This window comes from Puia dinghuensis, assembly GCF_014642875.1.
Taxonomy (GTDB): Bacteria; Bacteroidota; Bacteroidia; order Chitinophagales; family Chitinophagaceae; genus Puia; species Puia dinghuensis.
In genome coordinates this window covers 1065228-1078777 of record NZ_BMJC01000001.1, presented here as the reverse complement: position 1 = coordinate 1078777, position 13550 = coordinate 1065228, and the positions used below count along the sequence as shown (strand labels likewise).

The window sequence follows — 13550 nt, the reverse complement described above, 5'->3', positions numbered from 1 at the left end:
AATAATTGAACCATTGGTTATGTTTTTCACAGGCCGAAATAAAGGGAGATATTCCCTTCGGTATGGCAATACAAATTTTTCATATAGGCGGAGGAAACATGTTGCGAGGCGGAGAAACCGAATTTGCCGCGCGTGATGACAAAGCCATAGGTGAACGAAGGGAGCCATTGCTGCAGTTCGGGCAGTTTTGGTGGCGCCGTATTCGCCTGGGGCGTGCTGGCCGTGCTGCTATGAAATTTGGATTTGGTTTGTTCCAGGTTGGGATTATGGGTGAACATTCCGCCCTGGAGCATGGCATTCTGCAGGAAGAGCTGGAGTTCGGGCTTGAACATTAAATAGGTCTGCCATTTCTTCCGGCCGGCTCCGGTACTGGTGTACTGGCTGAAGTAGCCGTTGAAATAGGGGTTCATTTTGCCGATAAGGATCAGCGGATAGATAGCTGCACCGTTCTGCATCGTACCGGCATAGACCTGTCCACCGGCGATGACCTTTAACCCGTTGCCTGCCGAGAATATCTCTTTCTCCGCGGTAAGGTTGAGATTCAGTAGGGCATCGTTGCGAAACTGATGGCCCCAGCCCTGGGGTATGATGTAATGGATCATCCGATGGAATTGAGTTTGGAACTCGCGTCCCAGGGCTGCTGGTCCGATGATGCCAAAGACTACTTCCGTCTGAAGATCGTATTTCTTCACCGGGTTGTAGGAGTAGAGAGCATGCGAGACTACCAATGCACCTGCATATTGATAGTCGTTAGGCTGCCACTCTTTTACGGTGAGGTCGTCGGGGGTATACATGATCTCCATGAGACCCCAACTGTAAATATCTATGCTGCTGTCACCTGCCCGGAGGGCGTGCCGGCCCAGGATGCCGTGAGGGCGTTGTGCCGGTTGATAGAAATAATCGAGGCGGGTGCCGTTGGTGTAGGCGTTGTCGGTTCCATGACCCCAGAAATTGATAAAGTCATCGTCTTCGTAACTGCGGAATAATGCGGTTACCTTGTTCTTATCATTTTTTGTTGTCTCCGGGGATTGTGTCTGGGAGCGGCCAGTGGTCGCCAATAGCTCTCCAACGACGAAGAGCAGTAGTAGAATTCGTGTCATTTCCTGTCTGTTTAGCTTGTGCTCGTCTAATGATCATGTTCCTATCCATTCAATCTTTTTTCCTGATGAACAAATAATGCCATGCGCGGCCGCTTGTCAATTCAACTGTTAATCTTATCCTATTTTTTCTGTCGATGTATATATTACCCTTTTGAAACGAAAAGGTTCAACGTGCGCGAAAAAAAATTTTTACCAGCCAAAATAAACGGAGACATTCCCTACATCGTGACAATACAGTCCTTTTAGTGCAGCGGAAGAAACGTTTTGGACAAAGGAGATGCCCAAGCGGCCGTAAGTAAGAACACCCCCAAAGGCAAACGTGCTGAACAAGGGTTGCAGGGCGGGGATGGAAGCTGTATACTTGGGTTTATTGGGATTGGTAGAGAACACGCCGCCTTCCAGCAGGGCGTTTGTCAGAAAGTATTGTAACTCAGGTTTGGCCATGAAATAGAGCTGCCATTTTTTTCGCCCCCGGTGGTCCCGCCCGGGGCTTGTATACTGGCTGAAGAACCCGTCGAAATAGGGAGCCATTTTCCCCAATAAGATCAATGGATATACGGCTGCGCCGTTTTGCATCGTCCCGGCATAGAGTTGTCCCCCGCCGATGATGCGCAGGGTGTTGCCGGCGGCGAACAACTGCTTTTCCGCTGTAATATTAATATTCAGCAGGGGGGCGTTGCGGAATTGTGTTCCCCAGCCCTTGGGCTCCATGAATCCTGTCAGGCGGTGAACAAGGGATTGGGTTTGTTGGGCCAGGGATGCGGGCCCAAGCACCCCCATGACCAGTTCGGTCTGGAGATCGTAGTGCTTCACCGGGTTGTAGGAATACCGGGCATGTGTGGCGATGAGTCCGCCTGAATAGGGATAGTCGTTCGGCTGAAAAGTGGTCTGGCTGAGGTCTTCCGGAGTGTACATCAGTTGCATGACTCCCCAGCCATAGCTATCGATGCTGCTGTCGCCCGCCCGGAGCGCATATTTCCCCAGCAGCCCGTGGGGACGTGTAGCAGGCTGGTAAAAAAGATCGATGCGGGTGCCGGCGGTATAAGCGTCATCCGTCCATTGGCCAAAGATATTGATCCCATCATTGTCTTCATAGATGCGCAACAGCCTGGTGATGCTATCCTTTCCGGCGGCAGCCGGGGATTGGGCTATGGAAGGGGTCGTCAGTGCGGACAGGCTCAGGATAAGGAAGGTTGACAGTAAAAATTGCTTCATTGGTTTAGTTTTCCTGGTAGTCTGCGCGCACCAGGAAGTGATAACTACCCGACCCCAGGCCGAGGACAAGATAGCCTTTTTCCACTCCATCGATGTGGATGGAAGCAACCGCGGAAAGTTTTTGCCCGCCTTCCGTGATGACCCCGCCCTCGGGCGCGGGGATATAGACGGTGGACGTGGTATTGGCGGGGATATCGATGTCGATGGCAAGGGAATCGCTGGTCATGCGCCAGTGACTGCTGATCTTACCATAGCAGGTCTCCAGGTCGGCAGCGGCGGAGGTGAGTCCTCCTCCCGGATGCGGCGAAATGCGGCTATGATGATAACCGGGTCCGTCCTCATAGGTGTCGATGCCGGCTACCACGCGGTACATCCAGTCCCCAATAGCGCCATAGGAGTAATGGTTGAAAGAGTTCATGCCCGGGGTCTGGAAACTGCCGTCCGGCCGGATGCCGTCCCAGCGCTCCCAGATGGTCGTGGCCCCCATCTTTACAGGGTAGAGCCAGGAAGGGTAGGTATCCTGCAACAGCAGCTTGTAGGCCACGGTGGTATAATTATATTGGCTTAGCACATGACAGAGATAGGGCGTACCCAGGAAACCTGTGGTAAGATGATAATTATAGTCCTGGATATTCTGTACCAGTCTGGCGGCTGCCTTTTTGCGGGTCGCCTCCGGCAGCATGTCGAACTCGAGAGCCAGCACATAGGCCGTCTGTGTGCCAGAAACAAGCCTGCCGTCGGGTGTCACATATTCATTTAAGAAGGCATCCTTTATCCGACGCAGCAGTGCCGAATACGCATCGGCGTCTTCTTTTTTACCGAGCACGGTAGCGGCGTTGATGAGCAATTGTGTGGAGTGTGCGTAGAAGCATTGGGCGATGAAATATTTATCCGTCACAGCCGAGCGGCCGTCGTTGTCATCCGCAGGCCGGTAGAAAAGCCAGTCGCCGAAGTGAAAGCCGGTGTTCCAGAGATCGTTCTTTGCCTGTCCCCGGATATATTCCACCCAGGCCTTCATGCTGGAGTATTGATCTTCGAGAACTTTGCGGTCGCCATACGCGAGATAGAGATTCCAGGGGATGATCGTGGCGACATCGGCCCAGCCGGCGCTTGTGCCGTTGCCCGTGACATTGGGGATGACAAAGGGGACGGCCCCGTTTGGCTTTTGATCGGCCGCAAGGTCTTTGAGCCATTTGGCGAAAAAGTTATCTACGCCCCGGTTGAAGGCAGCAGTCCGGGAAAACACCTGCGCATCCCCTGTCCAGCCCAGGCGTTCGTCGCGTTGCGGGCAGTCGGTGGGGATATCCAGGAAATTCCCTTGTTGTCCCCATTGGATGTTGTGCTGTAGTTGGTTGATCAGTGCATCGGAACATTCGAATTCGCCAGTTTTGGGCATCGCCGAATAGAGGGCTACGGCCGTATAGTCATCCGGGTTTATCTCACCAGCCGTCCCTTCGATGCGGATATAACGGAAACCATGAAACGTAAAATGCGGTTCGAAGGTCTCTTCTTCTCTACCTTTCAGAATAAAGACGTCCTGGGCCTTCGCCCGGCGCAGGTTGTCCGTATAGAAGTTGCCCGCTTTATCCAGCACTTCGGCGTGGGACAGGCGAATGCTGTCGCCGGCCCGGCCTTTTAGCTTTAGGATCACCCACCCGGTGAGATTCTGCCCGAAGTCGATGACCCGTTCGCCTTTTGGAGTGGTCAGCAGCTTCCCGGTATGAAAGGTCTCCTGTTTTTTCACAGGCTCGTTGCCGGTAGCGACAAGATTGTCTTTTGGATAGCTGGCCGGCTGTACGCTGGTCCAGGCGGCATCGTCAAAATCGGGCAGGCTCCAACCTTTTTGGTCCTGCCGGTGGTCGATCAGCTCTCCGTCATAGATCTCCGAATGCCGTACTTCCCCCGTGGCAGTTTTCCAGCTGCCATCCGACGCGATGGTATCGATGCGCCCGTTGTCATAGCGGATGATGATCTGCATCAGCAGGGACAGATCGCTGCCGTAGAAATTATGCTGCCAGTCATAGCAAATATATCCCCGGTACCAGCCGCTGCCCAGCATTGCGCCTACCGCGTTCTTACCGGGGTGGATGAGACTCGTGACATCGTATGCCTGGTATTGAAGTCGTTTATTATAGGAGGTCCAGCCCGGAGTGAAATAAGCGTCGCCGATGCGTTGGCCATTTAGCTGTGCTTCATATAACCCATGGGCCGTGATATAGGCCGTTGCGGAGGCGATACCATTCTTTGCCGTGAACGTGGTTCGGAACAGGGGGCTTGGCTGTGAAGCATCCTCTTTGGCAGCCGATTGTATCCATTGGGCCTTCCAATCCGCCGGTGTAAGGAGGCCCATCTGCCAGGAAGCCGGTTTGCTCCAGCCGGACTCCCGGCCTTTATTATCCCAGACGCGTACGCGCCAGAAATATTTTTTTCCTGCCTGCAGGGCTGTGCCGCCGTAGGTGACCCATACGGATTGTTCGGATGCCACTTTCCCGGAATTCCAGGCGGAAGGCTTGCCGCCGGGGCGATCGCTTACCTGTATCTCGTAGGCTGTCTGGAGTTCGCTGCGGTCGGGAGATGACAGCTGCCAGCTCAGACGCGGCGTCTTATTGTCGATGCTGATGGGGTTGGGGAGGTTCTCGGTCAGGAGATGGGATACGCTCACTTGGGAGAAGACGGACAAAGAGGATAGCAAAAGGGCAGGCAATACGAGAGTTTTTCTCATGGCGAAGACGGTTGAGGGGCAAATATAAGCAGGAAGGATGATCAACTGTCCTGTACCAACCTGCCCCGGCATATTAAAGGATGGTCAGGTTCTTAGAACGATAGGACTGGAGCTCCGGGCTATCGGGGGACAACTCGGTGATGAGATAATCTATTTCGTCGATGTCGGCGATCTTCATCTGCATGGAAGAATTGAGCTTTTCGGAAATGGCGATGATGGCCACTTTTTCCGCAGCCTTTATCATGGCCTTTTTCACCTGTATCGTCTCCCAGTCGGAGTCGGTGAGGCCGGCGCTGCTGTCGATGGCATTGGTCCCCATCAGGCAAAGATCGGCGCGGATGTTGGCGAGGTATTCGAATACTTCCCCGCTCACGGTCATCTGGCTATAGGTGGACAGCTGCCCGCCGATCATGATCGTCTTGATCATCGGTTTGTCCAGGAGTTCGACCGCCGTCAGGACGTTGACTGTAATAAAGGTAGCACGAAGCGTATTGGGTATCTTTTTGATAAACTCCCGCACCGTGGTTCCGCCGCCGATGAGTACGATGATATCGTCCCGCAGCAGGGTAAGGGATTTTTCGGCGATGACCAGTTTGCTGGATTGCGCATAGGTCTTTGCGTCATGTCCATAATGATAGGCGGCCGACATGGCCCCACCTTTAATCCGGATGAGCTGTCCTTCTTCGGCCAGTTCGTTGACATCCCGGCGAATAGTGTCCTCGGACACGTCTATCAGGTTTACAAGATCGTTGTACATCAGACGCGTGTGGATATTTACCTGCTTAAGGATCAGACTTTTCCGATCTTTTTTTTGCAAGGCGACAGGTGTAGAACCGTTGGATTTTGGTTTGATCATGACAGCAGATGATGCTTTCTTGGATGGATAAAGATAGGATATCTGTTGCGTTGTACCGCCATTAATTTGCATTTTTTGCAATTTTTGCGCCGATAAGACATAGTTGGCCCAGGATTGATCGAATTTGTACCAGTTATTGCAAATTATTTGCAATAATTTTTCTCATTTCGGTTTTTTAATAATATATTCGGTTTAGAATTTGCAGAAAATGCAAATTCGGCTATACCAAAACATAAAACAACTGCTCATGACAAAATTCGAATCGGCCCTCCGGGGCTGCTTTTTGGCCTGTTGCTGTCTCTTTCTGCTCTTCAGCCAGGCCCAGCAGGGCGATCGCCGGCTCAGGGGTACTGTAAAAGGTCCTGACGGCAACCCTCTCGTCGGCGCCACTGTTGCGCTCGTCACCGACAGAAGAACGGCCACTGCCACCGATGCCACCGGTGCATTTACGCTCAGCCTGCCTGCGGGCGAGGCCGGACCGATAGAACTGGAAGTTAGCTCTGTCGGCTTTGAGACCCGGCGGGTATCTGTCCAGCGGGGGCAATATGTCGTAGCCGTAACAATGGACAACACAAAATCTTCGCTCAATGAAGTGGTCGTGACGGCCCTTGGTATCAACAGGGAGAAGAAATCACTGGGCTATGCCGTTACCACGGTGAAGGGTGATGAGTTTACAACGGCCAGGGAGAACAATATTGCCAACGCCCTCACCGGAAAGGTGGCAGGCGTCAATGCGGCGGGTCTTTCTACCGGGCCGGGTGGTTCGAGCCGGGTGACCATTCGCGGCAACGGGACACTGGGCGGGGATAATCAACCGCTTTATGTCGTCAACGGGATGCCCATCGACAACTCCGTTCCTGGCGGAGCACCCACCGTCAACGGCATTACCAATAACGTCGACCGCGGTGATGGCATCGCCGGCATCAACCCGGATGATATCGAATCCATCAGCGTATTGAAAGGGGGCACCGCCTCCGCGCTGTATGGCAGCCGTGCTGCCAATGGGGTCATTCTTATCACGACAAAGAAAGGCCGCGCGCAGCGGGGCGTCGGTGTCGAATACAATTCTACCGCAACATTGGAGAATGTAGCGGTTATACCGGATTTTCAATATACGTATGGACAGGGGCTGGATGGCGTTATGTCCACCGACCTCAACAGTGCACGGGCATCGGGCCGTAAGTCCTGGGGAGCGCTGATAGACGGCAACAATAACTATGTGGCCGTCGACGGTCAACACCATTCTTATACGGCAAAGAAAGACAACCTGCAAAATTTCTATCAGACGGGCAGCACCTTCACCAACAGCATTGCCTTTGCCGGCGGCAACGAAAAGACGGTATACCGATTCTCCGCGGCCGATCTCAACAGCAATGGCATCCTGCCTAAGACGACGTACGACCGCAAGACCCTTAATCTCTCCCTCAACAGCAAACTGACCGACCGGCTTGGCATCGAGGCGCTGGCGCAGTACAACCTCGAGACGGGTGTCAACCGCACCGGCGCCGGGGATGCGCTCGGCAACCCCAACTGGACGCCGCTGGAGATAGCCAACACGGCCGATGTGCGCTGGCTGAAGCCGGGATATGATTCCAACGGCAACGAACAGATATGGAACGATGCCGCCATCGCCTCCAACGGATATTTTGTGATCAACAAATACCAGGAAAAGGATACGAAGAACCGGTTTATCGGTCAGGCTTCGGTCTCCTACGAACTGGTGAAGAACCTCGTGATCAAGGGAACGGCGAGCGAGGACTTTTACAACTACAACTACTATAATATCCTGCCGACGGGAACGCTGTATATACCCAACGGGCAGTATACGGCGCTGAAGACCGACGTATCCGAATTCAACGGTCTGGTCACCGCCTCCTATAAGACGGCGCTGACAAAGGACATCGGACTTTCCGCGCTGGCGGGGGCCAACAGCCGCAAGTATGCAGAGAACCGGCTGACGCTGAATGGCCTCAATTTTACCATTCCATATTTTTACAGCTTCTCCAACCTGGCGTCACAATCGACCGTTCCGTATTCTCCGCGCATCGGCGTCAACTCGATCTTCGGGTCGGTCGACCTGGATTTCAAAAGCCTGCTCTTCCTCACCTTTGCCGGAAGGGAGGACTGGTTCTCGACATTAAGTCCGCAGAATAATCATATTTTTTATCCCAGTGTCGGTGGCAGCTTTATTCTATCGGATGCCGTGCATCTGCCTGACTTCTTCACTTATGCAAAGCTGAGAGGTTCCTGGGCGCAGGTGGGTGGCGGGGCCCCCGATCCATACCAGATCAACCTCACATACAGCAATGTGACCAGCAGTGGCCCCACCTTGCAGAATGTGACGCCCGACGCCAACTCCGGTAGTAATGTCATTACTAACCCCAACCTGAAGCCCTATACGTCCACCACATACGAAGGGGGGCTTGAATTACAGATGCTGAAGAGCAGGTTGGGTATCGACTTCACCTATTATAACCGGCAAACCACCAATGACATCGTCAATACGGCGGTCTCCACCACTTCGGGTTACAGCAATGTGATCCTCAACATCGGGGAATTGCGCAACAGCGGCGTCGAGCTCCTGCTCACCGGAAAACCTGTGCGGACGAATAATTTCAGCTGGAATGTCAGCTACAACGTTGCCTACAACGCCAACAAAGTTGTGGCACTGGCGCCAGGTTTGCCTTCCATCCAGATAGCTGCCAGCGTCAACGGCTGGGCTACCCTGCAGCAGATAGTCGGCCAGCCGTTCGGAACACTGGTTGGTACGAGGATGACAAGGGATGCCAAGACGGGATTGGTTGTTTTCAATCGTACTACGCACACTCCGGTGATGACCACCGCCACCCAGATATTGGGTAACAGCGTGGCTCCCTACACCATGGGGCTCACCAACGATTTCAAGTATAAACGCTTTACGTTGAGCATCCTGCTGGATGGAAAATTCGGGAACAAGATCTTTTCCATTTTCGAGCTGTATGCAACGCGTATGGGTAAGCTGAAGAGCACGTTACCGGGCCGTGCGGGTGGTTTGGAGCTGAAGGGCGTCGACCAGACCGGTGCGCCCTACGACACCGTCATCACCCAGACCAATGGGGTACTGCGCAACTATTACGACAACTACAAGACCTACTCGGAGCTGTTCCTTCATGACGGCAGCTTTATCAAGCTGCGGCAGGTGATATTGACGTACCAGATACCGGTTCAGCATATCTCGACGCTGAAGATACAGTCGGCCAATATCTCCTTCGTTGCGCGAAACCTGTTCATCCTCTACCGGCAGACCCACAACTTCGATCCTGAGCAGAGCTTTACCAGCAGCAATGCCCAGGGTTTCGAATCCATCGGCCTACCCCGGACAAGAAGTTACGGTCTCAATCTGTCTGTGAAGTTTTAATCCTCCCTGATCCGCTGGAAGCGGATCGACCGAAGGTCAAACATTAAACTCAACAACGATGAAAATAGTCAAATTGAATTATAAAGGAATTCTTTCGGCTGCGATGGCGGCCATCCTGCTGGCCTCGTGTGACAAAGGGTACAAGCAGCTGAACGTAAACCCCGACGCGGTGAGTTCGCCCACTCCCCAGTATGTCTTTACGCTGGCCGAATATGACGGGTGCGGTTATGGCGGGCAATATGGCAGCAGCGCCGCTGACTTCCTGCTGGGGACGATGCAGTATACCACCAGTTATAATGATGTGGCCGGCTTTGGCTCCAAGTACATCAACAGCCAGGTACAGCAGACCTATGGCGCCTTCAACGCTGCCTATCCCGACGAGATCAACGAACTGGGCATTGTAATGAAGGCGGTGAAGACCGACCCTACCAAGATCAACTGGCTGGCGGAGGCGAGGATCTGGCGGGTGTATTGCTATATGCGGCAAACTGACCTGTACGGTGACATCCCGTATTCCCAGGCTGGGCTTGGCTACGATTCCTCGCTGTATAAACCCGCCTACGACCCGCAGCAAAGCATCTATATGAACCTGCTGTCCGAGCTGGATGCGGCGGCGCAAAGCCTCGACGCGACCAAAAGCACGTTCGGCGCCTCCGACCTCATCTATGGCGGGAATACGGCGCAATGGAAGAAGTTCGCCTATTCCCTCATGCTCCGGATGGGCATGCGGTTGACCAAAGTGGATATCGCCTCCGCACAGACCTGGGTGACGAAAGCCATCGCCGGCGGGGTGATCCTCCAGGATGCCGACATCGCCAAGATGACGTATATCGCCAACGGTCAGAACATCAACAAGAATCCTCTCGTGCTCGATCTCTGGAACAATGACTACATTGCCCAGAACGGCCAGACCAATACGGAAGGCGGCAAATACGCGGACACCTGGATCAGTTATCTGCAGTCGACGAACGATCCCCGGCTGCCCATCATCTCCGTGGTGTGGATCGGCGGAAAACCGGACACCACATCTTCCAAACAACTGGGGATGTCGCAGGACATCGCAAACAAGATACCGGCCAACTTCGTCACTTTTTCCGAACCCAATCCCGCAACGGTGCTCGGTTTGGGCTCGTCCAAGCTGTTGTTCACGGCGGCTGAATCCTATTTCCTGCTGACGGAGGCAGCGCTTCGCGGCTGGTACAGCGGGGCAACCGCCAGTTCGCTTTACACGCTTGGCATCCAGGCGGCCATGCGACATTGGTCGATCGTCGCCGGCAGCGCAGGGACTATTTCCGCGTCGGCGATCAACACCTATGTGAACAACAACCCCCTCGTAACGGGTACTTTAGACCAGCAGATGAAACAGATCTATACCCAGTTTTGGGTGAGTATCTTCCCCGACGCGCAGGAAGTGTATAATAATTACCGCCGTACGGGATATCCCGCGCTGGTGCCCAACAATTATCCGACGAATGCCACGGGTGGCCAGATCTTCAGAAGATTTTTATACCCCATCTCCGAACAAACGCTGAACACGACGAACTATAACGCGGCTGTCGCCCGCCAGGGGCCCGATAACCTGATGACCCGCATCTGGTGGGATAAGCAATAGCGCCAATGAAACTATAATAAGACATGGAAAACAAAACCACAGCAGAACAAGTAATCCGTTTGGGCCTGAAGCTGCCACCGGCTCCTGCCCCCCTGGGAGTGTACAAACCTTATCTTATCGAAGGAAATTACCTCTATTTGTCCGGGCATGGACCTGTACAAGACGACCAAAGCCTGATCATCGGCCGCATCGGCCGGGAATTGGATATCGAGCAGGGGAAGCTGGCGGCCCGGCAGGTCGGCCTTACGATGCTCTCCACCATCCATACCCATTTGGGAGGCCTGGATAGAATAAAAAGGGTGGTAAAGATCTTCGGGATGGTGAATTGCACCCCGGAATTCGAACGTCATCCTTATGTGATCAACGGGTGTAGTGAACTCTTTGCTTCCATCTGGGGAAAGGACAACGGCATCGGCGTGCGCAGCGCGGTTGGGTTTGGATCGTTGCCGGATAATATCCCGGTGGAGATAGAAGCCGTTTTCCTGTTGCATTGACATTTTTTTTGTGTAGGTTTGAGTAGTGAAAAATACCGTCGAACTGGTTGCTTTTGGAGAATTGATGTTACGCCTGCATGGCAGGCAGGGCCGGCGCTTTGCGCAGACGGACGGTTATGATGCTTATTATGCAGGCGCGGAGGCGAACGCCTGTGTGTTGCTGGCGCGGCTGGGCATCGGCGTCGACTATGTTACCGTCCTGCCGGACAACGACATCGCTATGGCGGGTGTCCGGCAGCTCCAGGCGCAGGGAGTTGGCACGGATCACATCGTTTACACAGGCGAGAAGCTGGGCGTTTATTTCACCGAGCAGGGAAATGCTATTCGTCCTACCCGGGTCATCTACGACCGGGACGGCTCTTCCTATGCGAAGACGGGCCCGGGTGTCATCGATTGGCGAAGCTGTCTGGATGGAGCAGCCTGGTTTCACTGGAGTGGGATTGCCGCGGCTGTATCCCAGCATTCCGCCGAGGCTTCCGCCGAAGCTCTTGCCATTGCCCGGGAAAAAGGTGTCTGCATTTCCGCAGACTTCAATTACCGGACTACGCTGTGGAAATATGGTAAGCATCCGCGGGAAGTGATGCCCGACCTCCTGCAGCACAGTACGGTGGCGGTGGCCGACCTCGATTCGGCTGCCGTGTACTATGGGATAGAGACGGACAAATCGGCGTCCTTCGAAGATCGTTTCCGGCAATGCAGCAGGACGTTGAAGGAGAGGATACCTCCCCTCGAGGTGCTGGCGATGAGCTTCCGGACTCCCCATGGTATCCAGCATGCTTACAGCGGCGCGTTGTATTATAAAGGGGAATATTATTTTTCCACTGTTCATGAGCTGCCGTTCATCACCGACCAGATCGGCAGCGGCGATGCCTTTACGGCGGGTATGCTGTATGGGCTGATGCGGGGGCTTCTTCCGCAGCAAATAATTGAGTTTGCCGTTGCTTGCGGCGCCCTGAAGCAAAGTATTGCAGGCGACTGGGCGCTCGTCACAAAATCGGAGGTCGAACAATTTATTCAGCACGGCTCTTCCGGCCGTATCATTCGTTGAATCTCTATGTTTATAATCGATGCACATCTTGATCTTAGCATGAATGCTATGGAGTGGAACCGCGATCTGCGGCTGTCCGTTGACGATATCAGAAAACGCGAGGCCGGCCTGGCCGACAAACCTGACAGGGCCAAAGGCACGGTTTCGTTGCCGGCGTTGCGCCAGGGACATATCGGGTTGGTGGTAGCTACGCAGATCGCCCGGTACGTTGCGCCCGACAACCCGCTTCCCGGCTGGCATTCTCCCTGGCAGGCGTGGGCGCAGACCCAGGGACAGCTGGCCTGGTATAAAGCGATGGAGGCGGCAGGGGAGATGGTGATGATAAAAGACCTGGCTTCGCTGGACAAACACGTGGCTGCCTGGATGGAAGAGGAGACAGGCGTGGTTGACTCGCATGCGGATGGTGCCCGGCGGCCCATCGGGTATATCCTCAGTCTCGAAGGCGCAGATTCGATGGTGACGACCGATTATTTATCCGTTGCCTATGAATATGGGCTGAGGGCCATCGGTCCGGCGCATTATGGCCCCGGCAGGTACGCCAATGGCACCGACAGTCAGGGTGGCCTGCAGCCGCAGGGCAAGAACCTGTTGCGCGAGATGGAACGTCTCGGCATCATCCTGGACGCCACCCATCTCTGTGATGATGCTTTCTGGGACGCGATGGACCTCTTTCATGGCCCTGTATGGGCGAGTCATAACAACTGTCGTGCGCTGGTCGATCACAACCGGCAATTCAGTGATGAGATGATCAAAGCGCTTATAGCCAAAGGGGCGGTGATCGGCGGCGCCCTTGATGCATGGATGATGGTGCCGGGGTGGGTGAGGGGCAAGTCGACCCCGGAGGGCATGGGTTGTAACCTGGAGAAGGTGATCGACCATCTCGATCATATCTGCCAAATCGCCGGCAATGCCTTGCATGTGGGCATCGGCACCGATCTGGATGGCGCCTTCGGCAAGGAACAGTGTCCTTACGACCTGGAGACGATCGCCGATCTGCAAAAGTTGCCCGAACTGCTGACAAAGCGGGGATACAGCCAGACAGATATCGAGGGAATCCTGCATGGCAATTGGCTGCGCTTGCTGCGTAAGGCCTGGACATAGTGTCC

The 13550-nt window shown here is 54.2% G+C and carries 9 protein-coding genes; 5 read left to right on the top strand and 4 right to left on the bottom strand.

The window, feature by feature from the left end; all coding sequences use genetic code 11:
* Window positions 1-26: 26 nt before the first annotated feature.
* The 4 genes from IEY39_RS04245 to IEY39_RS04230 all read right to left on the bottom strand — a co-directional run bounded on the left by IEY39_RS04245 (window position 27) and on the right by IEY39_RS04230 (window position 5965).
* On the bottom strand, window positions 27-1100 hold the full coding sequence (locus IEY39_RS04245; RefSeq protein ID WP_188928846.1) for a lipid A-modifier LpxR family protein: 1074 nt from the start codon (window positions 1098-1100) through the stop codon (window positions 27-29).
* A gap of 189 nt (window positions 1101-1289) precedes the next feature.
* Window positions 1290-2315 (bottom strand): lipid A deacylase LpxR family protein, encoded by a 1026-nt coding sequence (locus tag IEY39_RS04240; RefSeq protein WP_188928845.1) that lies wholly within the window; start codon window positions 2313-2315, stop codon window positions 1290-1292.
* A 4-nt stretch (window positions 2316-2319) separates the two neighbouring features.
* On the bottom strand, window positions 2320-5037 hold the full coding sequence (locus IEY39_RS04235; protein WP_188928843.1) for a family 78 glycoside hydrolase catalytic domain: 2718 nt from the start codon (window positions 5035-5037) through the stop codon (window positions 2320-2322).
* Between the two features lie 73 nt (window positions 5038-5110).
* Window positions 5111-5965, bottom strand: coding sequence for a DeoR/GlpR family DNA-binding transcription regulator (locus tag IEY39_RS04230; RefSeq protein WP_229688763.1), 855 nt, complete (start codon window positions 5963-5965; stop codon window positions 5111-5113).
* A 175-nt stretch (window positions 5966-6140) separates the two neighbouring features.
* Here IEY39_RS04230 and IEY39_RS04225 point away from each other — a divergent pair, with 175 nt between their 5' ends.
* The 5 genes from IEY39_RS04225 to IEY39_RS04205 are packed head-to-tail and all read left to right on the top strand — an operon-like array spanning window position 6141 to window position 13545.
* Window positions 6141-9290 carry a SusC/RagA family TonB-linked outer membrane protein gene (locus IEY39_RS04225; RefSeq protein WP_229688762.1) on the top strand — a complete coding sequence of 1050 codons (3150 nt, stop codon included), beginning with the start codon at window positions 6141-6143 and terminating at the stop codon, window positions 9288-9290.
* A 58-nt stretch (window positions 9291-9348) separates the two neighbouring features.
* Complete coding sequence (locus IEY39_RS04220) at window positions 9349-10902, top strand: SusD/RagB family nutrient-binding outer membrane lipoprotein (protein ID WP_188928839.1); 1554 nt, start codon at window positions 9349-9351, stop codon at window positions 10900-10902.
* A gap of 23 nt (window positions 10903-10925) precedes the next feature.
* Window positions 10926-11396, top strand: coding sequence for a RidA family protein (locus tag IEY39_RS04215; RefSeq protein ID WP_188928837.1), 471 nt, complete (start codon window positions 10926-10928; stop codon window positions 11394-11396).
* Window positions 11397-11421: 25 nt separating this feature from the next.
* Complete coding sequence (locus IEY39_RS04210) at window positions 11422-12444, top strand: sugar kinase (protein ID WP_188928835.1); 1023 nt, start codon at window positions 11422-11424, stop codon at window positions 12442-12444.
* Between the two features lie 6 nt (window positions 12445-12450).
* Window positions 12451-13545 (top strand): dipeptidase, encoded by a 1095-nt coding sequence (locus IEY39_RS04205; RefSeq protein WP_188928833.1) that lies wholly within the window; start codon window positions 12451-12453, stop codon window positions 13543-13545.
* Window positions 13546-13550 lie beyond the last annotated feature (5 nt).